The sequence below is a fragment of the Streptomyces afghaniensis genome, from assembly GCF_044327915.1.
Taxonomy (GTDB): domain Bacteria; phylum Actinomycetota; class Actinomycetes; order Streptomycetales; family Streptomycetaceae; genus Streptomyces; species Streptomyces afghaniensis.
On the sequence record NZ_JBIRGJ010000001.1, the window covers coordinates 1,176,565 to 1,200,186 of the forward strand.

Genomic DNA, 23,622 nt, shown 5'->3' on the forward strand with positions numbered 1-23,622 from the left:
AGGTTCACGGCGACCGCCGGGCCGAGGCGCGCAGACCGTGGTACCAGCCGAGCACCCGCCGCTCGACCCACTGGAAGACGACCGACAGCAGGAATCCGAGCAGACCGAGCACGAGGATGCCGGTCCACATGTCCGGGATCGCGAAGCCGCGCTGGAACTGGACGATGGTGAAGCCGAGCCCGTTGCTCGCGGCGAACATCTCGCTGATCACCATGAGGATGATGCCGATGGACAGGGCCTGGCGCAGGCCCGCGAAGATCTGCGGACTCGCCGACCGCAGCACCAGCTTCCTGAGCCGCGCCGCACCCGTGATGCCGTACGAGCGCGCCGTCTCGGCCATCACCGGGTCCACCGCCCGCACACCCTCGACGGTGTTGAGCAGGACGGGCCACACGCAGCCGGCCGCGATCACCGTGACCTTCATCGTGTCGCCGATCCCCGCGAAGAGCATGATGACCGGCACCAGCACCGGCGGCGGTACCGCCCGCAGGAACTCCAGCACCGGCTCGCACACCGCCCGCACCCGCCGGTACGACCCGATGACCGTACCGAGCGCCACCCCCACGACCGCCGCCAGCACGTAACCGCCCGCCAGCCGCAGCACGCTCGGCAGTACGTCACCCCGCAGGCGCTCCGCCGTCCACACGTCCGGGAAGGCCTCCAGGATCGTCCGCAGGGGCGGCCAGTACACGTCCGTACTGCCGGCGGACGCCACCCACCAGACCGTCACCAGCAGGGCCGGGAGGGCGACGGCGAACACCAGCCGCAGCAGCAGACGCCTCACACCGCCACCTCCCCGCGCACCGACTGGTGCCAGGCCAGCGCCCGCCGCTCCACCGTGCGCGCGCCGACGTTGATCAGCAGACCGAGCAGCCCGGTCACCACGATCAGCGCGTACATCTCGGGCACCGCCTGCGAGGCCTGGGCCACCCCGATGCGCTTGCCCAGCCCCGGTGCCCCGATGACGAGTTCCGAGGTGATGGCGAGGATCAGCGCGACCGCCGCCGCCAGCCGGATGCCCGTCATGACGTACGGCAGCGCGGTCGGCCACAGCACATGCCGGATCCGTGCCCAGGTACCGAGGCCGTACGACCGCGCCGTCTCGTCGGCGACGGGGTCGACGTCCTGGACGCCGTACAGGACCTGGATCAGGACCTGCCAGAACGACGCGTAGACGACGAGGAGGAGCACCGAGCGCAGTTCGGTGCCGTACAGCAGCACTGCCAACGGGATCAGCGCGACCGAGGGGATCGGGCGCAGGAACTCGATCGTGGAGGCCGTCACCTCGCGCAGATACGGCACGACCGAGATCAGCACGCCCACCACGATGCCCGCACAGGACGCGATCGCCAGCCCCAGCGCCCAGCCGGTGAGCGTGTCGCCGAGCGCCGTCCAGAAGGCCGAGTCGGCCGCCTCGTCCGCGAGCGCTCCGGCGATACGGCTGGTGGGCGGGAAGTAGGTCTCCTCGACCAGGCCGAGCCGTGGTACCGCCTCACCCAGGGCGAGAAAGGCGGCGAGCCCGGCCGCACCGAGTGCGGCGTTCACGCCCCTCATGCGTCCGTGCCCCTCACGGCAGCAGCTTGTCCAGATCCGGCGTCGACTTGAACAGGCCGTCGTCCTCGCCGAGCTTCATCAGTGCCTCGATCGAGGCGCGGTTCGGCTCCGCCGGCCACTTCGGCAGGGTCACCTTGTCCAGCACCGCCGCCGGGATCTTCGTGTACGTGGTGACGATCTGCCGGGCCTCGTCCGGGTGGGCGTCGGCGTAGGCGAGGGACTCGGCGGTGGCCTTCTGGAACTTCTCGACCACGTCCGGGTTCTGCTGGGCGTACCGGGTCGAGGTGAAGTACAGCGCGACGGTGAGATCGGGTGCCACGTCCACCAGGTTCGAGGCGATCTCACGACCGCCCTGGCTCTTGACGGTGGCGAGGGCGGGCTCGACCACCTGGGCGGCGTCGATCTGCCCGCTGTCGAGGGCGGCCGGCATCTGGTCGAAGGCCAGCTCGACGAACTCGACCTTGTCCGGATCGCCGCCCGCCTTGCGCACCGACGCGCGCACGGACGTCTCGTTGATGTTCTTCAGGGTGTTGATGGCGACCCGCTTGCCCTCCAGGTCCTTCGGCGATCTGATCGGACTGTCCTTGCCCACGGTGATCGCGCTGAAGTCCTCGCCCTCGACGCCGGTCGAGGCGATCGCGTTCGCGACGGCCTTGACCGGCACGTTGTTGGACTGGGCGACCATCAGTGACGTCACGTTGGAGAACCCGAACTGGAACTGACCGCTGGCCACACCCGGCACGATCGCCGCGCCGCCCTGCGCGGTGGTGAACCGCAGTTTCAGGCCCTGCTTCTCGAAGAAGCCCTTCTTCTGGCCCAGATAGAGCGGTGCCACGTCGACGATGGGAATGAGCCCGACCTCGACGGTGGTCACCCCGCCGGACGAGGCGCCCGCGTCCGAGGCGCCACCACCGTCGGACGAGCCACAGGCCGCCGCGGTGAGCAGGACGGACACGGCCGCGAAACGGGTGAAGAGACGACGACGCAAGACTCCTCCTGTGGGACCGGCTGTGGTTCTCCGACAGGTTGTGCGCAGACAGCACGCTCGTTCTCAGCGAGAACGTATGGCCGTGTCCGCTCCATGGTCAATGCCCGTGCCGGCACCGCTCGTTGACATCACGAGATCCGCACTCCTAGCGTGCGCACAGCGCACGGTCGTACGTCCCGCCGGAGGCCCAGGATGTCCGCTGAAGCCCGCGCACCGCATTTCGTCCGGTCCTTCGAGCGCGGCCTCGCCGTGATCCGCGCCTTCGACGCCGAGCATCCGGCGCTGACCCTGAGCGAGGTCGCGCGGGCCTGCGAGCTGACGCGCGCGGCGGCGCGGCGCTTCTTGCTCACCCTCGCCGACCTCGGCTATGTGCACACCGACGGCCGCCGCTTCCGTCTCACCCCCCGGGTGCTGGAACTCGGCTACTCCTACCTCGCCGGCTTCACGCTGCCCCAGATCGCCGAGCCTCATCTGGAGCAACTCGTCGCGCGGGTGAGGGAATCGTCCTCGCTCTGCGTCCTCGACGGCGACGACATCGTGTACGTCGCCCGGGTCCCGACCCGCCGCATCATGACCGTGTCCATCACGGTCGGTACCCGCTTCCCGGCGTACGTGACGTCGGTGGGCAGGGTGATCCTCGCCCATCTGGCCGACGAGGACGTCGAAGCCAGGCTCGCCCGGGCGGAGTTGAAGCCCCTCACCCCGCGCACGATCGCCACGCCTCAGGCCCTGCGGGCGGAGCTTCGCCGCGTCCGCCGGCAGGGCTACGCCGTCGTCGACCAGGAACTGGAGGAGGGACTGAGGTCGGTCGCCGCCCCGGTGCGGGACCGGGACGGCGAGGTGGTCGCGGCCGTCAACATCGCCGTGCACGCCGGGCGCAACTCCGTCGATTCCGTACGCCGCGACCTGTTGCCGCACCTGCTGGCGACCGTCGCCGGGATCGAGGCCGACCTGCGGATCACAAGTCCAGCACCAGCCGCCGCCCCCGGCACCGGGACACGCAGATCATCATCGTCTCGCCGCTCTCCCGCTCCTGAGGGGTGAGCACGGAGTCCCGGTGTTCCGGGGTGCCGTCGAGGACGTCGGTCTCACAGGTGCCGCAGGTGCCCTCGGTGCAGGAGAAGAGCACCTCGACCCCGGCGTCGCGCACGGCGTCCAGCACGGACACGTCCGGTGCCACGGTGAGTGTCCTGCCGCTCCGCGCCAGCTCCACCTCGAACTCGGTGTCGCCGCCCGTCTCCTGCTCCTTCGGCCGGAACCGCTCGACGTGCAGCACTCCGGACGGGCAGCGCTCCTCGACCGCGTCCAGCAGCGGGCCGGGGCCGCAGCAGTAGACGAGCGTGCCCTCGGGTACGTCGTCCAGCACCGAGGGCAGGTCCAGCAGCCCGGTCTCGTCCTCGGGTGCGATCGTCACCCGGTCGCCGTACCGGGCCAGTTCCTCGCCGAACGCCATCGACCGGCGGGTGCGCCCGCCGTACAGCAGCGTCCACTCGGCGCCCGCCGCCTCGGCCGCCGCCAGCATCGGCAGGATCGGGGTGATGCCGATGCCGCCCGCGACGAAGCGGTAGCGGGGGGCGGGCTCCAGGGCGAAGTTGTTCCGGGGCCCGCGCACCCGGACCTTGTCGCCCTGCCTCACCTGCTCGTGCACATGGGCCGAACCACCCCGGCCGTCCGGCTCGCGCAGCACCGCGATCCGCCAGGCCGACCGGTCCGCCGGATCGCCGCACAGCGAGTACTGCCGCTCCAGCCCGGGGCCGAGCACGACGTCGATGTGGGCGCCCGGCTCCCACACCGGGAGCGGCTCGCCGAGCGGGTGGCGCAGGGTGAGGGCGAGCACGCCGTCGGCGGCCGGCTCACGCCGCTCGACGACGAGTTCGTCTTCGTACACGCTCATGAACTGTTCCCTCGCGGCTCGTCGACGTCATGCCCCTGGGGGTGGGCGAGCATCCACTCCCACATCTCCACCGGGTCCTGCGCGGTGTGCTCCCGGCCGCAGTGGCAGGTGCCGTGCAGGACGTCGGTGCCGGGCAGCCAGTCGATACGGTAGACCTCTCCGGTCGGGCTCGTCACTGGACCTTCTCCACGGGCTTCTCGCCCTCCTCGACCAGCCGGGCGAGGATGCGGCGGGCGGCCAGACCACCGGTGTCGATGTTGATGCTCAGCTCCTGGTAGCCGGTGCGCTCGGTGCCGAGGGTCTTCTGCAGCAGGTTGAGGGCGGTGACGTCCTGCATCACGACCGTGTGGTTGTTGCCGCGCAGGAACTCGGTGACCTCGGCGTCGTCGGTGGCCCAGTCGCGGGAGACGGCCCAGAAGTCGTACACCTTTCCGTCGCCGGACGGGGTGATCGCGTACGTGATCTCGGTGTGGAAGCCGTTCGGGTCGCTGCCGTCCGCCTCGGGCAGCACACCGACCGGGGCGATGCGGCTGTGCAGCAGATACAGGCAGGGCGCGTGGTACTCGATGTCCTGCCAGCGGGTGATCCGGCCTTCGATTCCGGTGGACTTGGCGTAGAACGGCGGGCACGCGGCATCGTCCATGTGCCGGCTCACCCGGACGATCCCGGCGCCCTCGTCGACCTCCGTCGTGATCGGCGTCTCGGCCACCTCGGGGGTGCCGATGTACCCGCCGTGCAGATAGGTCTCGTGGGACAGGTCGAGGAGGTTGTCGACCAGGAGGCCGTAGTCGCAGTCGATGGGCTCCATGCCGCGCACGGTGACCCAGCCGGGGGAGTCGAGGTGCCTGGCCCGCGGGATGCTCTGCGGATCGGCGAGCGCCGGGTCGCCGATCCACACCCAGATCAGCGAGTCCTGCTCGACGACCGGGTAGGAGGCGACCCGGGCCGTGCGCGGCACGCGTTTCTGCCCCGGCACGTACACGCACGTACCGGTCGTGTCGTACGTGAACCCGTGGTACCCGCACACGATTCGGTCGCCGTCGAGGCGCGTCGGGGCCTCGGACAGCGGGTACCGGCGGTGCACACACCGGTCGTGCAGCACGACGGGCGTGCCCTCCTCCTCGGTCCGGTAGAGCACGAGCGTCTCACCGAGGATCGTCCGGCCGAGCAACTCCCGCCCGACCTCGTGACTGTAGGCGGCGACGTACCACTGGTTCCTGGCGAAGGCGGTCATGTGAGGCATGGGCACTGGCTCCCGTCTCTGGTCGTGCCGTCATCGTCGGGGCGGCCCTCCGGGCACCGCAACGGCCCTTCCGCCAGGCGGAAGCCGCCTTCGGCAGAAGCGGTTTCCGAATCAAAAAGTGAAATCGAAACAGAATTCTGCACTTTGTCCTCGCGGAGAATTGCCTTAGGGTGGATGCATGGAAAAGACAAAGACGCAGTTCTACGTAGTGAAACGCGGTGACAATCTCACCAAGATCGCGCGGATGCACCACGTGAGTCTGGATCAGATTCTGGAGTGGAACCCGCAGATCGAGAATCCGGACCTCATCCACCCCGGCCAGCGGATTCGCGTGGCCCCGCCCCGGGCAGCGGCCGAAGAGGACGGTGAGTACCAGAGCGAATGACCGGAACCAAAAGCCGGCGGCCCGTACGCGCAGTCGAATGACAGCCCTGCGTAACGGGCCGCCGCGGTCGCGTTTTCGCACGCGTGCGAAAACGCGGGTTGCCTATCTCGAAGCGCAATTCGAGTACGAAAGCGTCAGTCCGCCGACGAGAAATTCGGGCCTCGGTCTCCTCGCCGTCGCCCGGGCGGCCCGCGTCTCCGCCGACGACGCCGCCAGTGCCGAGCGGTCCGGCCGCTGCTGCCCGGCGCCACCCGGGTCGCGGTGCTCGTCACCAGCCGCCCCGGCCTCGGCGGCGGGTGACCGGTCGGCCGGGCGCACCCGTGCGGGTGGCGCGTATCCTCCTGGCATCGAGTGCGAGGAGTCGAGCGCCACGACGGGGCCGGACCGCAGAGCGCGACGCGTCGTCCGGCGGGCGTGCCCGGCGACCTGCTCGTAGGTTGGAGTTGCAGCGGTCGCGCCTGTAAAGATCGGCAGGTCACGCGTGACGTCAGCGGAGATCGATTTCGAGGAGCTGTTCGACGCCGCACCGAACCCGTACCTGGTGCTGGACGCCGACCTGGTGGTCCGCCACGCCAACCGCGCCTACCTCCAGGCCACCGGCAGGAGCCGCGAAGAGCTGGCCGGGCGGCACATCCTGGAGGCGTTTCCCGACACTCCTGGCGCGCCGGAGGCGGCACGTGACTTCGGCGCCTCGCTCCAGCGCGTGCTGGACTCCCACTCGCCCGACGTGGTGGCACCGCGGCGATTCGACATTCCCGTCGACGGCAAGCCGGGCGAGGTGGAGGAGCGCTGGTGGTGCGGGATGTCCAGCCCCGTCCTGGGGACGGACGGCGCCGTGAAATGGATCATCGCGCGGGCCGACGACGTCACCGAGTTGATGCACTCCCCGGTCATCCGGGAGATCACCCCGCCGCTGAGCAACCAGGCGACAGGGGTCGCAGCCCAGGTGTACGCCCGGTCGCACGATCTGGAACAGCTGAACGAGCGGCTGCGCCAGGCGCATGCCCGTGAACGCGAGATCGCCGTCACCCTCCAGGAGGTCATGCTCCGCTCGCCCGACCTGGACAGGCACCGGGAAATCGCCGTGCGCTACCTGCCGGCCTACGGAACGCTCAACGTGTGCGGCGACTGGTACGACGTGGTCGATCTGCCGCCCGACCGCTACTCCATCGCCATCGGCGACGTCGTCGGCCACGGCCTGGAGGCCGCCGCCGTCATGGGCATGCTGCGCAGCGCCCTGAGCGCCGCCATCCGCGCCGTTCCCAGCCCCGCGCAGGCCCTGGAGGTGCTGGGCCTGTACGCCAGGGCGGTCGACGGCGCGCTGGCCACCACCGTGGCCAAGGTGCTCATCGACCCGCGCAGCCGGCTGATCATCTACAGCAACGCCGGCCACCCACCGCCGATACTGCTCAGCCCGGACGGCAGCTGCCAACTGCTGGACCAGGCCACCGACCCGCCGCTGGGCGCCCGGCCGGAACACGTCCCCCGCCCCCAGGCCGGCCTGTCCTACGTCCGCGGGGACACCCTCGTGCTCTACACCGACGGCCTCATCGAACGCCGCGACGAGGACATCGACGTCGGCCTGGCCCGGCTGATCGACGCTCTGGCCCAGTACGGCACGCTCCCGGGGGAGGAGATCGCCGACAGGCTGCTGGCCCGGATGGGCGTCCCCGGCGGTGGTCAGGACGACGACATCGCCCTGGTCGTCGTCCGCCTGTGAGCAGATTTCCACGGAATCCGTTTCAGTATCAAAAAGTGAAATCGAAACGGAATTCTCGACTTTCCCGTGACAGGGGATTCATTTACTGTGGGCGTATGAAAAGAACAGTAGAGTTCTACACAGTGAAACGTGGCGACACGCTCAGTAAGATCGCGGTCATGCACCGCTTGACACTGGACCAGATTCTGGAGTGGAACCCCCAGATCACAGATCCGGATTACATTCGCCCCACAGAGCGGATCCGTGTGGCACCACCGGAAACGCATGGAGAGTTCGAGCCCTTTCCGGGGGCCGACTTCTTCCAGCCCTCCGTGAGTAGCCCGATCATCGAGGCCATGGGCTACCGCCTCATCGACGAGGGCTGCGGGGTGTACCACGACGGGCCCGACCAGCGGTGGAGCGAAGCGGACCGGAAGTCGTACGCGAATTGGCAGTGGAAATGCGGATTCAGGGGCCAGGACGCTGACGGCATACCGGGCAAGAGGTCGTGGAACAGGCTGCACGTACCCGCCGTCTACGAGTGACCGGAACCGCTCCGGGACGGCCACCGCGGACCGCTTGGCGCGCACGGGCGAAAACCCGGATCGCCTATCTCGAAGCCCAGCTGGAACGCGAGAGTGTCCGGCCCTGCCCCGAAGACCGTATGACGCTCGTCGACGGTATGCGGAGCCATCTGGAAAAGGCCGGATCGGCTGCCGACGAGGATTTCGGATGGCGGCGCATGTGGTCGGGGTCGGCCGCGCGTGAGGGCGTCTGGTCGAACATACGCAGCGCGGAGGTGACGCTCCTGCAACTGGTCTCCGACGAGGAAGCCGCCGGCCGTGCCAGCGAGGTCATGGCGCTGGTCAAAGATCACCTTGACAAGGACGACCCACGACGGGTCCGCCTCGCCCGGCGGCTCCGTTCCATCATCTCCGGCGAGATCTCACCGAGCGACCGTGACCTCATGGTCCGGGCGCTCGACGCCGCCTACAACGCGCTGGACGACGAGCTGGCCCGGGTGCGCAGCCTGCGCAACATCCTGTGGACCGCGACCTTCCTCGTCCTGCTCGGCGTGGCGGGCCTCGCCGTCTACGGCTGGTTCTTCCCTCAGTCGCTGAGCATGTGCTTCACGCCCAAGGTCGACCCCGGGAACGCGGGCAGGATCGATGTCGTGTGCCCTACCGCGGAGCATCCCAATGTGCCGGCGGGGACCCCTGCCAGCGAACTGGCCCAGGCAAGGGACATCCTCACCGTCGAGATCGCCGGACTCGCCGGCGCGGCACTCACCGTCATCGCCTCACTGCGCCACATCCGGGGCACCGACGCTCCCTACATGCTGCCCCTCGCGTCGGCGGTGCTGAAGTTCCCCACCGGCGCCCTGTCCGCCTTCCTCGGGCTGCTGCTGATCCGGGGCGCCTTCGTCCCCGGGCTCAGCGACCTCGACAGCAGGGCGCAGGTCCTCGGCTGGGCCGCGGCCTTCGGCGCCGCCCAGCACCTCGTGACCCGACTGGTCGACGACCGCGCCCAGATGACGCTGTCGGAGGTGGGCAGGACGACCGACGCCGTGGTCGACCCCGAGAGAGCCGCCGTCCGGGAGCACAACGTGCTGGGAGAGGCCGGCGCGCCTGGACCGTCGGCCGCCTTCCAGGACGGCGCGGGACCGCACGAAGGGCCACAGGAGGGAACCCGCGACGGAGAGCGGGCGGACGAAGGGGCGGACGGGTCTCGCCCGCGAGCCGGGCCCTGACCGTCCGCTGCCCGGGCGCGCCCGCTCACCGCCGGAGAGGTGTGTGAGCCGTCTCCGGCAGCCGCAGGTACACCAGCGACGACAGCAGACAGAGCACCGCGACGTACCAGGGGAACAGCCCGGCGTGGCCCACCTCCTTGAACAGCGTGCCCACGTACGGAGCCGTGCCGCCGAAGAGGGCGACCGTCAGCGAATAGGGGAAGCCGATACCGGCCGCGCGGACCCGGGGCGGGAAGATCTCCGCGTTCACGGCCGCGCTGATCGAGGTGAACCCGGTCAGCAGCACCATGCCGGCGCACTGTACGAGCAGCAGTACCGCGAACGAGTCCCGCAGGGCGTGCAGCAGGGGCACCGTGAGCAGGGCGAAGCCCAGACCGAAGAAGAGGAGCAACGGGCGGCGCCCGAAGCGGTCCGACAGGATGCCGCCGAGCGGTTGCAGCAGGGCGAAGAAGGCCAGTGAGATCGTGCCCGCGAGCAGCGCGTCCGACTTCTCAAGACCCGCGTTGAGTTCGGCGTACGTCGGCAGGTACGACGTCCACGTGTAGTAGGCGATGGTGCCGCCCGCCGTGATGCCGCCGATGAGGAGCGACTCGCGCGGGTGCCGCCGCAGCGCCTCGAACAACCCCGGGCGTGGCGCCTTCTGCTGCTCGGCGCTGCGGGTCTCCTGCGCGCCCTGCCGGATCCAGAAGCCGACCAGGCTCAGCACGGCCCCGAGCACGAACGGCACTCGCCAGCCCCAGCCGTTCATCTGCCCGTCGCTCAGCGTGTCCACGAGCAGCGTGGCGATGCCGGAGGCGACCAGTTGACCCACGGTCGTCGACACGTACTGGAAGCTGGAGAACAGCCCGCGCCGGCCGGGGCCCGCCGACTCGACCAGGAAGGTCGTCGAGGCCGCGAACTCGCCGCCCACGGACAGGCCCTGCAACAGCCGCGCGAGGACGAGGATCACCGGCGCCAGCACGCCCACCGCCGCGTACGTCGGGGTCAGCCCGACCAGCAGACTGCTGCCGCCCATCAGCAGGATGGTGACCGTCAGCGCGGCCCGCCGCCCGTGCCGGTCCGCGACCGCGCCCATCAGCAGCCCGCCGACCGGCCGCATGAAGAAGCCCACCGCGAAGACCGCGAACGTGGACAGCAGCGGCACCAGCGAGTTGTCCGCGCTCTTCGGGAAGACCTGGGCGGCGATGTACGTGGCGAGAAACGTGTAGGCGTACCAGTCGTACCACTCCACCGCGTTGCCCACGGAGGCGGCGAGGAGCTGGCGAACGGGCCGTTTCGTCGGCGGGGAAACCGTCTGCGTCTCTGTCACGTCCATGACCCTCCCCTCCCGATGCCCCGGCACACCTCACGTACCGGCGACTTTCACACCAGTGTCACCAGCCCCTTCCTTGGCGTTTGGTGTCCCTGAAACACTCCTTCCGCGCAGATTCCGTCATGTTCCGGCCATCCCGTACCTCAGGATGAGAGGTCTGTCCTTCATGTCCGAAGTCAACCGGCGCCGCTTTCTTCAACTCGCGGGCGCCACCACGGCCTTCAGCGCGCTGTCCGCCAGCATCCAGCGCGCCGCCGCACTCCCGGCCAACCACCGCACCGGGTCGATCGAGGACGTCGAGCACATCGTCGTCCTGATGCAGGAGAACCGTTCCTTCGACCACTACTTCGGCACCCTGAGAGGCGTGCGCGGCTTCGGCGACCCGCGTCCGGTCACCCTCGACAACGGCAAACCGGTCTGGCACCAGGAGAAGGACGGCAAGGAGCTCCTGCCGTTCCACCCGGACGCCGACGACCTCGGCATGCAGTTCCTGGAGGGCCTGCCGCACTCCTGGCCCGACGGCCAGCAGGCCTACAACGGCGGGAAGTACGACCGGTGGGTGCCCGCCAAGGGCACCACGACCATGGCGTACCTGACCCGCGAGGACATCCCCTTCCACTACGCCCTCGCCGACGCCTTCACCGTCTGCGACGCCTACCACTGCTCGTTCATCGGCTCCACCGACCCGAACCGCTACTACATGTGGTCCGGGTACACCGGCAACGACGGCACCGGCGGCGGCCCGGTCCTGGACAACGCCGAGCTCGGCTACGGCTGGACGACCTACCCCGAGCGCCTGGAGCAGGCCGGCATCTCCTGGAAGATCTACCAGGACATCGGCGACGGCCTCGACGCGAAGGGTTCCTGGGGCTGGATCGAGGACGCCTACCGCGGCAACTACGGCGACAACTCGCTGCTGTACTTCAACAAGTACCGGGATGCCAAGCCCGGCGACCCCTGGTACGACAAGGCCCGTACCGGCACGAACGCCAAGGCCGGCGACGGCTACTTCGACCTGCTGAAGGCCGACGTCAAGGCCGGCAAGCTGCCGCAGATCTCCTGGATCGCCGCCCCCGAGGCCTTCTCCGAGCACTCCAACTGGCCGTCGAACTACGGCGCCTGGTACATCGCCCAGGTCCTGGACGCCCTCACCGCCAACCCCGAGGTCTGGTCGAAGACGGCCCTGTTCATCACCTACGACGAGAACGACGGCTTCTTCGACCACGTTGTGCCGCCGCTGCCGCCGAAGGACGCCTCCCGCGGCAAGTCCACCGTCGACGTCTCCCTCGACCTCTTCCCGGGCGACAGCAAGAAGACGGCCGGGCCCTACGGTCTCGGCCCCCGGGTGCCGATGCTGGTCGTCTCGCCCTGGAGCAAGGGCGGCTACGTCTGCTCCGAGACCCTCGACCACACCTCCATCCTGCGGTTCATGGAACGCCGCTTCGGCGTGCGCGAGACCAACATCTCGCCCTGGCGCCGGGCCATCTGCGGTGACCTGACCTCCGCGTTCGACTTCTCCCGCAAGGACGCTCGCCCCGTCCCGCTGCCCGGCACCGACGCGTACGAGCCGCAGGACCGCGAACGCCACCCCGACTACAAGCCCGCCCCGCCCGCGGACCCGCGAATGCCCCGGCAGGAACGCGGTCTGCGCCGGACCCGGCCGCTGAAGTACGCCCCGTGGGTGGACGCCTCGGTCGACGCGGCGGCCGGGAAGCTCACCCTCGCCTTCGCCTCCGGGCCGAAGGCCGGCGCCGCCTTCCACGTCACCTCCGGCAACCGCGCCGACGGGCCCTGGATGTACACCACCGAGGCCGGCAAGACGCTCTCCGACACCTGGAACTCCGCTTACTCCGCGGGCTCGTACGACCTGACCGTGCACGGCCCGAACGGCTTCGTGCGGGTCTTCAAGGGCTCGAACACCACAACCGGCTGCGAGGTCACCGCGCGCCACACCGGTGACGACATCGAGCTGACCTTCACCAACAAGGGCTCCGGCACGGCACGGCTGAAGGTCTCCGACGGGTACGGCGGCCGGCCCTCGACCGTCACCGTCCGCCCGGGCGCGAAGGTGTGCCGGACCGTGGAACTCGCCGCCGGCCGCCGCTGGTACGACCTGACCGTCACCGCCGAGGGCGACAAGGCGTTCCTGCGGCGGTTCGCGGGACACGTCGAGAACGGGCAGCCGGGCGTGAGCGACCCGGCGATCATCACCGCGTAGCCGTGGTGAGGTGCCCCGGATCGTGCGCCCGGGGCACCAACGCCGGTTCGGCCGTGGCCGAACCGGGTTCCAGCGCCAGCACGGCGGCCACGGGATGGTCGTCGTCCGCCGGGACGGCCGCGGGCGCCGCCCGGCTGAGCAGCACCACGCCCCAGGACGCCAGGCCGGCCCCGGCGAGCGCGAGCAGCACGCCCGCCGGGCCGCCCTGGAGGCGTTCGCCCAGCAGCGCCAGGCCGATCACCGCGGCGGCCAGCGGGTTGGCCAGGGTCACCATCGCGAGCGGGCCGCCGAGACCGCCCCGGTAGGCCGTCTGCGACAGCAGCAGCCCGCCGGCCGCGAACGCCGCCACGAGCAGCGCCACCCCGACCACCTGGACGCTCAGCAGCGGACCGGACCGGTCCGTCGCGGCCACCGTCACCGTCTGCGTGAGCGCCGAGGCCACCCCGGAGGCCACGCCGGACGCGCTCGCGTGCCGCAGCCCGGGGCGGGCGCCCGGCCGGGACAGCACCCCGATGAGGACCGCGGTCGCGCCCGCGACCGTCAGCGCCTCGGGCACGCTCAGCACGTCGTCGGGCGCCGGCCCGGACGCCGTGACCAGGATCGCGGCCAGGCCGAGCAGCGTCAGCGCGGTGCCCCGCCACTCGACGGCGCTCACCCGCCGCCCCGCGAGCCGCGCCCCCATCGGCACCGCCGCGACCAGGGTGAGCGCGCCGAGCGGCTGGACCACGGTCAGCGGACCGTACTTCAGCGCCACCACGTGCAGCAGCGCGGCACCCGCGTTCAGCCCGACCGAACACCACCAGGCACCACGGGCGAGCAGCCGCAGCGTGCCCGAGCCGGGCGAGCGGGAGGCGAGCCGCTCCTGGGCGACCGCGGCGGCCGCGTAGGCGACGGCGGAGACGAGGGACAGGACCACGGCGACGAGGACGGCGCTCATCGGCCCGCCCCCGCCAGCACCTGCTCGTCGGCCCGGGCCTGGGTCTGGACCGGGACGAGCCTGCCCTGCGGGCGGCCCGCCGTCGTCTCGGTGCGGTGCGGCAGGTGGATTGCCGCGAGTGCGAGACCCAGCAGCGCCGTCGCCACGACGGCGTCGAGCCAGTAGTGGTTGGCGGTGCCGACGATCACCAGCAGTGTCAGCAGGGGATGCAGCAGCCACAACCAGCGCCACCGCGAGCGGGTCGCCACGATCAGGCCGACCGCCACCATCAGCGCCCAGCCGAAGTGCAGCGACGGCATAGCCGCGAACTGGTTCGACAGGGAATCGGTCGCGGGACTGCCGTACACCGACGGGCCGTACGCCCGCGCCGTGTCCAGCAGGCCGGTCGCGGCCAGCATGCGCGGCGGGGCGAGCGGGAACAGCAGGTGCAGCACCAGGGCGGCCGCGGTGACGGCGGCCAGTACCCGGCGGGCCCACACGTAGTGGGCCGGGCGGCGCAGGTAGAGCCAGATCAGGAAGGCGGCGGTGGCCGGGAAGTGGACGGCCGCGTAGTAGGTGTTCGCGAGGTGCACCAGGCCGTCGCCGTGCAGCAGCAGGGACTGCACCGCCCCCTCGCCGGGCAGGTGGACCGCTCGTTCGAGGTCCCACACGCGGTGCGCGTTGCGGAAGGCCTCACCTGTGTGGCCCGTGGCCAACTGCCGGCCGAGCTTGTAGACGAGGAAGAGCCCTGCGACGAGCAGGAGCTCCCGGACGAGCGGCGGTCGCGCTATCGCGTCGGACCCCGCCGGCGCAGGCTCGGTGCGGGCATTCATCCCCCGGCCCCTTCGGTGACGGTGCTGCTGTTATCGGTACGAGTGCGTACCGATACGCCAGTGTACCGATACGGCCGCGTACCGGTACACTGGCGTATCGATAGACGAACGACACATCGCCGGCCGGGAATTTTCCGGCCGCCCGAGGAAAGCCAGGAGCACCGCCCATGACGTCGCAGGCTGCGGACCGGCCCGAGCCGGTCGGTGTCACGCGCCGCTCCAAGATCACGCCCGAGCGTGAGCAGGAGTTCTACGACGCCGTGCTGGAGCAGCTCCGCGAGTGCGGATACGACTCCGTCACCATGGAGGGGATCGCGGCCAGCACCCGGTGCAGCAAGTCCACGCTCTACCGGCAGTGGAAGACCAAGCCCCAGTTCGTGGCGGCGGCGCTGCGCTCCCACCGGCGGACGCGCTGCATCGACACCGGTTCGCTCGCGGACGATCTGCGCGAGGCCGCCCGGGCGGCGGGTGAGCTGTCGGGCCGGGACACCAAGCTCCTCCAGGCGCTCGCCCATGCCGCGCCCCAGGACCCCGAACTGAAGTGCGCGTTGCGCGAGGCACTGGTCGAACCGGAGATCGCCGCGCTGAAGGAGATCATCCGGCGCGGGGTGGAACGGGGCGAGGTGCCCGCCGATCATCCGGCGCTGGAGTACATCCCGGCGCAGATGTTCGGCGTCCTGCGCATCCGGCCCGTCCTGGAGGGCGAGGACGCGGACCCGGACTACCTGGTCCGGTTCGTGGAGGCGGCCGTGCTGCCGGCACTCGGCCTCACCTGAGACCCGGGCCGCCGTCCACGGGATGACCCGACGGCGACCCGACCGCGCCGACCCGTGGGGACGGGGGCGGCGCGCACCCCCCGGCCGGGCGGGGTGCCCCTGTGAGCGGCGGGGGCGCCCCACCCGGCCGTCGGTGTCCGGGTCCCCTTGTCGTCCGGTTGCCGTCCGGCCGGGCCGGGGCCGGTCAGACGGTCTGGCCGTTGCCACCGCCCGTCGACACCTTGATGCCCTTGGTGATCTCGTCCAGGACGGACTCCTTCTGGTCGGCGTCGACGCCGAAGCGGACGACGACCATCAGCTTCTGGTTCGCGGGGGAGGGGAACGCGAGCGACTCCACGATGCCGTCGGCGCCCTTGCTCGTGACGGCCTTCCAGCGGACCAGATAGCCCTTCTGCCCGGCCACGGTCACGGACTCGGCGGCCAGCACGTCGTGGGAGGTGATCCCGCCGTAGGACTTGCCGCCGTAGGACTCCTCGGCGTTCGCCGCGATGTCCGCCTTGGCGATCTCCTCGGCGGTGCTGCCCTTGGTGCCGAGGGCCAGGGCCGGGGCCGAGTAGGCTCCGCCCTTCGTGCAGGTCGAGGTGGTGTCGCCGGGGCACTTGTAGGAGTCGTCGGACGTCACCTGCGCGCCGGCCCTGGCTTGCTGGCCGTACCAGCCCTTGGGGATGGGCAGGCTGATCCCGCTGACCGAGTCGGTCACCGACCCGCTCCTGATCTTCGGCGGCTCGGACTGCTCGGGCGAGGGACCCTGCCCACCGGATCCGCCGTCCCCGCCGGATCCTCCGGAGCCACCGGATCCGCCGTCGCCGCCGGAACCTCCGGATCCGCCCGGTCCGCCGAACGGCCCGCCCTGGCCCCCGACGCCGCCCGGGCCGCCCGGTCCCTGCGAGGTGGCGGAACCGCCGCCCGAGCCGCCGTTGTCGGTCAGCGCGTACACGCCGACACCGATGCTGGCGAGGACGACGACAGCCGCCGCCACGGCTATCCCGATCCGCAGCCCTCGCCCTCGGCCGGCGGCCGGAGGCGGGGCGGGGTAGGCGGGATACCCGGGGGCCGCGGGATACCCGGCGCCGGGCGGATACCCAGTGCCGCCTGGATACGCGGGGGCTCCTGGTTGTCCGGTGCCACCCGGGTACGCGGAGGCTCCCGGGGCTCCGGCGCCGACCGGGTGCCCGGCGGCTCCCGGCTGTCCGGCACTTCCCGGATACGCCCAGGCGCCTGAGGCGCCGGCACCGGGCGGATTCCCGGGGGTTCCCGGCTGTGCGGCACTCGCCGGATACTCCGGGGCTCCCGGGGTTCCCGGGCCGGTCGTCCCGCCGGCACCGGCCGGACTCCCGGCTGCTCCCGGCGCCCCGGCATCGGCGGCCTGCCCCGCTTCCGGCTGTCCGACGCCGGCCGGTTGTCCGACGCCGGCCGGTTGTCCGACGCCGGCCGGTTGTCCGACGCCGGCCGGTTGTCCGGCATCGCCTGGATCCCCGGCACCGTCTGGATCCCCGGCACCGCCTGGACTCCCCGCGGCTCCCGGTGCCCCGGCATCGGCGGCCTGCCCCGCTCCCCGCTGTCCGGCGTCGTTCTGCTGGCCGGCTGCACCACCCTGCTGCCCCGCGGCCGGCGTGTCACCTGAGGGTGCCGGATCTCCCGACGGAGCCTCGCCAGGGGCCGGTTCGGGCGTAGGGGGACCCCAGGTCGCGGTCGGCTGTGCCGGGCGGATGCGGTCCGTCCAGGCCTTGCCGTCCCACCAGCGCTCGGTGGCGGGCCCGTCACTTTTCTGTCCGGGGTCGGGGTACCACCCGGGAGGAGTCTCCTGCGTCATGCCCCCACCGTATGAGGCGTCGGTGAAAGTGGGATGAGAGGAGCCGAACAGATCGCGTCAGTCCAGCAGCAGGCGCGTCGGCCCACGGCCGGCCCGCGGAGGAAGCCGCAGCCCGTCCCGGCCCGGAGTCACCGAACCGAGCACGCTCGGATGCCGCGCCCCCGTGCTCGCGGGCTCGGTGCCGGGCAGGCCGTGCAGGGTCAGGAACCCCAGGACCGCGAAGGCGTACGCCTCCTTCGCGCCGGACGGCAGCCCCAGTTCGTCCGAGGTGCGCACCGCCACCCCCGGCAGCAGCTCCCCGAGCATCCCCATCAGCACCGGGTTGCGGGTCCCGCCGCCCGAGGCGACGACCTCCGTCGCGCCCACCGACCGCACGGCGTCCGCCACCGTCCGGGCCGTGAGCATGGTCAGGGTGGCGACGACGTCCTCGGCGGGCAACGTCCCGCAGCCGGCCAGCGCGTCCCGCAGACGACCGAGGTGGAACAGCTCCTTGCCCGTCGTCTTGGGCGCGGGCAGCGCGTAGTACGGCTCCTCCAGCAGCCGGTCCAGCAGCGGCCCGTGCACGCGCCCGCGTCCGGCCAGGGTCCCGTCCGTGTCGTAGGCCAAGGCGCCGCCGCTGAACCCCTGGGCCGCCGCGTCGATCAGTGCGCAGCCCGGCCCGGTGTCGAAGGCGGTCCCGTCGGGCGCGGTGAGGTTGGCGATACCGCCGATGTTCAGCGCGACGGGCCTGCCCGGCCGGCCCCGCAACCACAGCAGGTCGAACATGCTGACCAGCGGGGCGCCCTGCCCGCCGGCGGCGATGTCCCGCGGCCGGAAGTCGGCGACCACGGGCAGCCCGGTCGCCTCGGCGATCCAGGCCGGCTGCCCGAGCTGGAGCGTGCCGTGCACCTCCTTCTCGGCGACCCAGTGGTAGACGGTCTGTCCGTGCGAGGCCACCAACCCGGCCCGCCCCTCGCACAGTTCCCGGTCGGCCCGGACCGCGGCCGCCGCGAAGGCCTGCCCGATGAGGGTGTCCAGCCGGCACACCTCGCCCAGCGTGGTGGTGCCCGGGGGCAGGGCGGCGGCCAGGGCCTCGCGCAGTTCACCGTCGTACGGCTCGCTGACCATGCCGAGCGGCTTCAGCACCAGACTGTCGCCGACGAGGTCCAGGTCGGCCGCCGCCGCGTCGATGGCGTCGTACGACGTCCCGGACATGAGTCCGATCACCCGCATCCGTTCACCCGCATCCGATCACCATCATCCGTTCACCCGCATTCCGTTCGACCAGCCTTCTCTTCCGCCCCCTCGGCCACGCCCACCCGCCGCCCGGACAGCGTGAGCAGCGCCGGCACGCTCACCGCGCACGTCACCGCTGCGTAGTACGCGGGGATGTCCACGCTCCCCGTCCGCTCGATCGTCTCCGTGATGATGAGCCCGGCGCACCCGGAGAACACCGCATTGGACAGCGCGTAGGCGAGTCCCAGGGCCGTGCAGCGCACCCGGGTCGGGAACATCTCCGACAGCATCGCCGGACCCGGCCCGGCCAGCAGCCCCACCACCGCACCCGCGCCGAACACCGCCACACCCTTCACGGTGTTCGAAACGCCGGGCTCCTGAAGAAGGTTGAGCAGCGGCACCGCGAGGACCACGACCAGCACCGCGCCCGCCAGCATCACGGCCCGCCGCCCGAGCCGGTCGCTGAGCAGCCCCGCCGGCACGATCGTCACCGCGAAGCCCAGGTTGGCCAGCACGGTGGCGACCAGCGCCTGCTGGAAGCTCGCGCCCAGCGAACTCTGCAGATACGACGGCAGCACGACGAGGAACGTGTAACCGGCGGCGGCCCAGCCCATGATCCGCCCCGCGCCCAGCACGACGGCCCTGGCGACCTCGCGCGGGGGAGGCGTCTGACTGGCGGCCTCCGCCACGAACGCCGGCGTCTCGTCCAGCCGCAGCCTCAGCCACAACGCCCCCAGCCCGAGCGGCAGCGTCAGCAGGAACGGCAGCCGCCAGCCCCACGATCCCAACTGCTCCTCGGTCAGCACCGTGGCGAGCAGCGCCGCCGCGCCCGCACCGGCCAGCAGCCCCAGCGCCACCGTGAACGACTGCAACGACCCGTACAGTCCTCGCCTGCCCGGCGGCGCGAACTCCGTCATCACCGACACCGCGCCGCCGAACTCCCCACCGGCGGACAAGCCTTGGAGCACCCGTAGAAAGGTGAGCAGCCAGGGCGCCAGGGCTCCCGCCTGCGAGTACGTCGGCAACGCGCCGATCAGCGTCGTCGCGACCGTCATCAGCGTGATCACCAGGACCAGCACGGGACGACGGCCTACCCGGTCGCCCAGGCGGCCGAAAAGCGCCGCCCCGACGGGCCGGAAGAAGAACGCGAGCGCGAACGACGCGTACGTCTTCACCAACGCCTCGGCCTCGCTGCCGCCCTCCGGTGTGAAGAACCGTGCCGCGATGATCGTCGCGAAGTAGCCGTAGACGCCGAACTCGTACCACTCGATCAGATTGCCCACCGATCCGGCGACCAGCGCCCGCCGGCTCCGACGTGTCTCCCCGGTGTGGTGAATGAACGTCACCTCCCTTGCAATTGCACGCCGTTGACGCGAAGACGGCTGGTGACGGCCCGGGTGCGTCGTCCGATCGCACCCGGTGTCACCCGTCACGGCAACAGGTGCCCCGACCATCCTCCACTCAGGCAATCGGACGGCTACGCTCGACGTCTGTACGTCGTTCGGGCGACTTGGGGAGGTAGCGGGATGACGGAGGTACGGCCCACGGCCGCCGCCTCGGCTTCCCTGTGGGAGCGCGACGAGGAAGTCGCCGCCGTCGCGCGGGCGGTCGACAGCCTGTGCGCGGACCGCTCCTCGTCCGGCGGGCTGCTGGTCTTCCGCGGCGAGGCCGGACTCGGCAAGACCGCGCTGCTGGCCGAAACCCGCCGCATCGCCGAGGCACGCGGCTGCCAGGTCTGGTCGGCACGCGGCGGCGAGATCCTCAGGTCGGTCCCCTTCAACGTCGTACGGCAGTTACTGCAACCGGCGCTGCTGTCGATGCTGCCGGAGGAGGCCCGCGAGTACCTCGGCGACTGGTACGACATCGCCGGGCCCGCCCTCGGCATCGCGGACCCCGGCGGCCGGCAGGCCGACCCGCAGGGCGTGTGCGACGGCCTGGTCGCCGCCGTGCGCCGGCTCTCCCGCCGGGACTGGCCACTGGTGCTGCTCATCGACGACGCCCACTGGGCCGACCAGGAGACCCTGCACTGGCTCGCCGCGCTGGCCGAACGCCGCGACGAGATGTCCGTCCTGGTCGTGGTCACCCGCCGCCCGGGCGAGGTCTCCGGAACGAGCGCCCGGCTCCTCGACACCGTCGCCGCCGCCGCGGACGGCCCCGCCACGACCCTGAGCGCCCTCACCCCGGACGCCACGGCCGGACTCACCCGCGCCACCCTGGGCGAGCACGCCGACGCCGCGTTCTGCCGCGAGGTCTGGGCCGTCACCGCCGGCAACCCCTACGACACCGTCGAACTCCTCGCCAAGGTGCAGGACAGCGAACTCGAACCGGTCGAGGCCCGCGCCGGCGAACTGCGCGAACTGAACCGCTCGGCCCGCGGCGGCGGCCTCGTCGCCCGCCTGGAGGAACTCGGCATCGACGCCACCAGGTTCGCCTGGGCCGCCGCCATCCTCGGCACCGGCATCTCCATCGACCTGGTCGCCAAGCTCGCCACCCTCAAGCCCGGCGAAGCCCGCCGCTGCGCCGAACTGCTGCGTACCGCCCGCATCCTCACCGCCCCCGACCCCGCGACCGGCCGCACCGCCGAAGGCGATCTGGAGTTCGTCCACCCGCTGATCGCCACCGCCGTCTACAACTCGATCCCCGACGCCCTGCGCACCGCCATGCACGGCATCGCCGCCCGCATCGTCGCCGACGAGGGACACGGCGCCGCTGCCGCCGCCCGCCATCTCCTCGAAGTCCACCCGGACGACGACGAGGAACTCGTCGGGCAACTGCGCGAGGCCGCCCGCGAGCACCTCGCCGTCGGCGCACCCGACGCGGCCCGCCGCTGCCTGGAGCGCGCCCTGAAGGAGCCGCCCCGGCCCGAGACGCACCCGCACGTGCTGTACGAACTGGCCGAGGCCACCTTCCTCACCGCGCCCGCCCGCACCATCAGCCAGTTGCGGGCCGCGCTCGGCATGCCCGGCCTCGACGGCGACAAACGGGTGGACGCCGTTTTCCGGCTCTCCCAGGCGCTGCTCCACAACGACCAGCTGGAGGAGGCGGTCCGCACGGTCGAGGCGGAGGCCGCCCGGCTCCGGCCCGGCCCCGCCCGGATGCGGCTCCAGGCCGTGCACTTCATGTGGGAGGGCATCCACGCCGGCGAGGCCACGTCACCCGACCGCTCCCGGCGGCTCGCCGACCTCGCGAGCACCTGCACCGGCCGGGACAACTCCGAACGCGCCCTGCTCATCCTGCGCGGCTTCGACGCCCTGATGCACGGCGAGAACGCCGAGGAGGTCGTCGAACTGTGCGACCGCGCCCTCGTCAACGGCCGCCTGGCCCCCGGGCTCGGCTGGACCGACACCGAGTGGGGCATCGAACTGCTCCTGATGCTGGCCAACGCGTACGCCTTCACCGACCGCCTCGACCGCGCCGAGACCCTCTACAACGAGGCCCTGCGCGCCTACGAGACCGCCGGCTGGAGCGGCGGCCACCTCGCCCTGGCCCACGCCTACGTCGGGCTCGGCCACCGCAGGCGGGGCCGGCTGAAGGAGGCGGAGGCGTCCCTGCGCGAGTCGCTGCGCCTCGCCGAGCGCGTCGGCCGTCGCCTGCCCCTTTACTGGTCCGCGACCTGCAACCTCGTCGACACGCTGCTCGCCCGCGGCCATGTCGAGGAGGCCTGGGAGGTCGCCGAACGGTACGGCTTCGCCCCGCCCTACCCGTCCACCATCGTGCTGCCGGACCCGCGCTCGGTGCGCGGCCGGCTGCTGCTGGCCGTCGGCCGCACCAAGGACGGCGTCAACGAACTGGAGGCCGCCGAGAAGGCGGCGGCAGCGCGTGGCCACCACAACCCCGTGCTCGTCCCCTGGGCGGGCGACCTCGCCCGGGCCCTGGCCACCGAGGACCCGGCCCGTGCCGCCCGGCTCGCCGTCGACGTCCGCCGCCGGGCCGAGCGTTTCGGCACGGACACCGCCATAGGGGAGGCCCTGCGCTGCGCCGCCGCCCTGGAGACCGGCCAGCGTGCGGTCCGCCTCGCCGCCCAGGCCGTCACCTACCTGGAGTCCTCGCCCTGCCAGTACGAGCACGCGGCGGCCCGCATCGAGTACGGCATCGCCGCCCGCTCGGCCACCGACCTCGAGCGCGGCCTCGGCCTGGCGGTCTCCTGCGGCGCGGACGGACTGGCGGCACGGGCCCGGGCGGCGCTGAAGGCGGGTGCCGGAGCCGGGTAGCTCAGGCGCCGAGCAGCTGCTCGGTCACCGCTGCGAGCCGCCTGCGCACCCGGGGATCGTACGCCGCCTCATGGGCCCGTGCCGGGCTCGTCCCGTCGTAGTACCGGCCGCTGCCCAGGTCGCGCGTGGCCAGGGCCAGCACACCGGCCGCCCCGTCGGCGACCGTGTTCCAGGGCGTGACGTCCGCCTCGCGGACCATCGCCGTGTCCATGTACGTCGCCGGGTGCAGCACGTTCACCGAGACGCCGGTGCCGTCCAGTTCCCCGGCGAGCGCGAAGGTGTGCGTGGCGAGCGCGAACTTGCTGCGGCAGTACGCCGACACGCCGTCGTAGCCGCGGGTGAACTCGGGGTCCTCGGCGACGAGGGGTTCCTGACCGGCCGAACCGACGTTGACGATCCGCGCCGGCGCGTTCGCCCGCAGCACCGGCAGCAGGGCCCGGGTCAGCACGACCGGCGCCAGATAGTTCACCGCCAGCCGCAACTCGTGCCCGTCGGCGCTCAGCTCACGGCCCCCGCCGGGCGTCCCGAACCCCACGCCCGCGTTGTTGACCAGCACGTCGAGCTCGGGATGCGCGTCAGCGACGTGCCCGGCCAGCTCGCGCACCTGCGCCAGCGAGGCCAGGTCGGCGACGAACGCCTCGGCGTCCCCCTCGTCGCGCAGTTCCCCGGCCAGCCGCTCGGTGCGGCCCGCGTCCCGGCCGTGGACGAGGACGACATGTCCGGAGCGGACGAGTTCGAAGGCGACGTACCGGCCGAGCCCCGAGGTGGCGCCGGTGATCAGGATGGTGGACATGCCCCCACCGTAGGCACGCCGG

At 71.7% G+C, this 23,622-nt stretch carries 21 protein-coding genes and 2 pseudogenes; 9 read left to right on the top strand and 14 right to left on the bottom strand.

Annotated elements, in window-relative coordinates:
* Positions 1-4 precede the first annotated feature (4 nt).
* The 3 genes from ACH4G3_RS04875 to ACH4G3_RS04885 are packed head-to-tail and all read right to left on the bottom strand — an operon-like array spanning position 5 to position 2,542.
* The gene (locus ACH4G3_RS04875; RefSeq protein ID WP_397623102.1) at positions 5-784 is read right to left on the bottom strand and encodes an ABC transporter permease; all 780 of its coding nucleotides are present in this window, start codon (positions 782-784) and stop codon (positions 5-7) included.
* On the bottom strand, positions 781-1,554 hold the full coding sequence (locus ACH4G3_RS04880) for an ABC transporter permease (RefSeq protein ID WP_397623103.1): 774 nt from the start codon (positions 1,552-1,554) through the stop codon (positions 781-783). The genes ACH4G3_RS04875 and ACH4G3_RS04880 overlap by 4 nt, the downstream gene beginning before the upstream one ends.
* A gap of 13 nt (positions 1,555-1,567) precedes the next feature.
* The gene (locus tag ACH4G3_RS04885) at positions 1,568-2,542 is read right to left on the bottom strand and encodes an ABC transporter substrate-binding protein (protein ID WP_397623104.1); all 975 of its coding nucleotides are present in this window, start codon (positions 2,540-2,542) and stop codon (positions 1,568-1,570) included.
* 192 nt (positions 2,543-2,734) lie between these two features.
* Here ACH4G3_RS04885 and ACH4G3_RS04890 point away from each other — a divergent pair, with 192 nt between their 5' ends.
* Positions 2,735-3,586, top strand: a complete 852-nt coding sequence (locus tag ACH4G3_RS04890; RefSeq protein WP_397623105.1) for an IclR family transcriptional regulator domain-containing protein — start codon at positions 2,735-2,737, stop codon at positions 3,584-3,586.
* Here the strand turns inward: ACH4G3_RS04890 and ACH4G3_RS04895 are convergent.
* From ACH4G3_RS04895 to ACH4G3_RS04905, 3 genes are read right to left on the bottom strand one after another with little or no spacing between them, the layout of a single operon-like run.
* Positions 3,501-4,436 carry a PDR/VanB family oxidoreductase gene (locus ACH4G3_RS04895; RefSeq protein WP_397623106.1) on the bottom strand — a complete coding sequence of 312 codons (936 nt, stop codon included), beginning with the start codon at positions 4,434-4,436 and terminating at the stop codon, positions 3,501-3,503. The two genes, ACH4G3_RS04890 and ACH4G3_RS04895, sit on opposite strands and share 86 nt — an antisense overlap.
* Positions 4,433-4,612, bottom strand: coding sequence for a hypothetical protein (locus ACH4G3_RS04900; RefSeq protein WP_020273480.1), 180 nt, complete (start codon positions 4,610-4,612; stop codon positions 4,433-4,435). The genes ACH4G3_RS04895 and ACH4G3_RS04900 overlap by 4 nt, the downstream gene beginning before the upstream one ends.
* On the bottom strand, positions 4,609-5,679 hold the full coding sequence (locus tag ACH4G3_RS04905; RefSeq protein WP_346137646.1) for an aromatic ring-hydroxylating dioxygenase subunit alpha: 1,071 nt from the start codon (positions 5,677-5,679) through the stop codon (positions 4,609-4,611). Before ACH4G3_RS04905 ends, ACH4G3_RS04900 begins: the two co-directional genes overlap by 4 nt.
* Positions 5,680-5,857: 178 nt before the next feature.
* Here ACH4G3_RS04905 and ACH4G3_RS04910 point away from each other — a divergent pair, with 178 nt between their 5' ends.
* The 4 genes from ACH4G3_RS04910 (at position 5,858) to ACH4G3_RS04925 (ending at position 9,513) form a co-directional block, all read left to right on the top strand.
* Positions 5,858-6,064, top strand: a complete 207-nt coding sequence (locus tag ACH4G3_RS04910; protein ID WP_397623107.1) for a LysM peptidoglycan-binding domain-containing protein — start codon at positions 5,858-5,860, stop codon at positions 6,062-6,064.
* A gap of 481 nt (positions 6,065-6,545) precedes the next feature.
* Positions 6,546-7,784, top strand: coding sequence for a PP2C family protein-serine/threonine phosphatase (locus ACH4G3_RS04915; RefSeq protein ID WP_397623108.1), 1,239 nt, complete (start codon positions 6,546-6,548; stop codon positions 7,782-7,784).
* A 95-nt stretch (positions 7,785-7,879) separates the two neighbouring features.
* Positions 7,880-8,308, top strand: coding sequence for a peptidoglycan-binding protein (locus ACH4G3_RS04920; protein ID WP_397623109.1), 429 nt, complete (start codon positions 7,880-7,882; stop codon positions 8,306-8,308).
* A gap of 119 nt (positions 8,309-8,427) precedes the next feature.
* Positions 8,428-9,513, top strand: coding sequence for a hypothetical protein (locus tag ACH4G3_RS04925; protein ID WP_356041454.1), 1,086 nt, complete (start codon positions 8,428-8,430; stop codon positions 9,511-9,513).
* A gap of 25 nt (positions 9,514-9,538) precedes the next feature.
* Here the strand turns inward: ACH4G3_RS04925 and ACH4G3_RS04930 are convergent, their stop codons facing one another.
* Positions 9,539-10,828: an MFS transporter gene (locus ACH4G3_RS04930; RefSeq protein ID WP_397623110.1), complete on the bottom strand. Its 1,290-nt coding sequence runs from the start codon at positions 10,826-10,828 to the stop codon at positions 9,539-9,541.
* A 163-nt stretch (positions 10,829-10,991) separates the two neighbouring features.
* On the opposite strand from ACH4G3_RS04930, the gene ACH4G3_RS04935 reads away from it, so the two are divergent.
* Positions 10,992-13,043, top strand: coding sequence for a phosphocholine-specific phospholipase C (locus tag ACH4G3_RS04935; RefSeq protein WP_397623111.1), 2,052 nt, complete (start codon positions 10,992-10,994; stop codon positions 13,041-13,043).
* On the opposite strand, the gene ACH4G3_RS04940 is transcribed toward ACH4G3_RS04935, so the two are convergent.
* Positions 13,033-13,980: a DMT family protein gene (locus tag ACH4G3_RS04940; RefSeq protein ID WP_397623112.1), complete on the bottom strand. Its 948-nt coding sequence runs from the start codon at positions 13,978-13,980 to the stop codon at positions 13,033-13,035. The two genes, ACH4G3_RS04935 and ACH4G3_RS04940, sit on opposite strands and share 11 nt — an antisense overlap.
* Positions 13,977-14,792 (bottom strand): phosphatase PAP2 family protein, encoded by an 816-nt coding sequence (locus ACH4G3_RS04945; RefSeq protein ID WP_397623113.1) that lies wholly within the window; start codon positions 14,790-14,792, stop codon positions 13,977-13,979. The genes ACH4G3_RS04940 and ACH4G3_RS04945 overlap by 4 nt, the downstream gene beginning before the upstream one ends.
* A gap of 167 nt (positions 14,793-14,959) precedes the next feature.
* On the opposite strand from ACH4G3_RS04945, the gene ACH4G3_RS04950 reads away from it, so the two are divergent.
* On the top strand, positions 14,960-15,568 hold the full coding sequence (locus ACH4G3_RS04950) for a TetR/AcrR family transcriptional regulator (RefSeq protein WP_397623114.1): 609 nt from the start codon (positions 14,960-14,962) through the stop codon (positions 15,566-15,568).
* A 184-nt stretch (positions 15,569-15,752) separates the two neighbouring features.
* Here ACH4G3_RS04950 and ACH4G3_RS04955 read toward each other — a convergent pair.
* Positions 15,753-16,688, bottom strand: a pseudogene (locus tag ACH4G3_RS04955) (hypothetical protein); the annotation flags it as partial.
* A 279-nt stretch (positions 16,689-16,967) separates the two neighbouring features.
* On the opposite strand from ACH4G3_RS04955, the gene ACH4G3_RS04960 reads away from it, so the two are divergent.
* Entirely contained in the window at positions 16,968-17,192 is a 225-nt protein-coding gene (locus ACH4G3_RS04960) for a hypothetical protein (RefSeq protein ID WP_397623397.1), read from the top strand.
* A 75-nt stretch (positions 17,193-17,267) separates the two neighbouring features.
* Here the strand turns inward: ACH4G3_RS04960 and ACH4G3_RS04965 are convergent.
* The 3 genes and pseudogenes from ACH4G3_RS04965 to ACH4G3_RS04975 all read right to left on the bottom strand — a co-directional run.
* Positions 17,268-17,381: pseudogene (locus ACH4G3_RS04965) on the bottom strand (DUF2510 domain-containing protein); the annotation flags it as partial.
* Between the two features lie 57 nt (positions 17,382-17,438).
* A complete protein-coding gene (locus tag ACH4G3_RS04970; RefSeq protein WP_397623115.1) occupies positions 17,439-18,593 on the bottom strand; it encodes an anhydro-N-acetylmuramic acid kinase in 1,155 nt (384 codons plus the stop codon).
* A gap of 32 nt (positions 18,594-18,625) precedes the next feature.
* Positions 18,626-19,942 (bottom strand): MFS transporter, encoded by a 1,317-nt coding sequence (locus ACH4G3_RS04975; RefSeq protein ID WP_397623116.1) that lies wholly within the window; start codon positions 19,940-19,942, stop codon positions 18,626-18,628.
* Positions 19,943-20,122: 180 nt separating this feature from the next.
* Here ACH4G3_RS04975 and ACH4G3_RS04980 point away from each other — a divergent pair, with 180 nt between their 5' ends.
* Positions 20,123-22,807: an ATP-binding protein gene (locus ACH4G3_RS04980; RefSeq protein WP_397623117.1), complete on the top strand. Its 2,685-nt coding sequence runs from the start codon at positions 20,123-20,125 to the stop codon at positions 22,805-22,807.
* Position 22,808: 1 nt separating this feature from the next.
* Here ACH4G3_RS04980 and ACH4G3_RS04985 read toward each other — a convergent pair whose 3' ends face one another.
* Positions 22,809-23,600 (bottom strand): SDR family NAD(P)-dependent oxidoreductase, encoded by a 792-nt coding sequence (locus tag ACH4G3_RS04985; protein WP_397623118.1) that lies wholly within the window; start codon positions 23,598-23,600, stop codon positions 22,809-22,811.
* Positions 23,601-23,622: the final 22 nt, after the last annotated feature.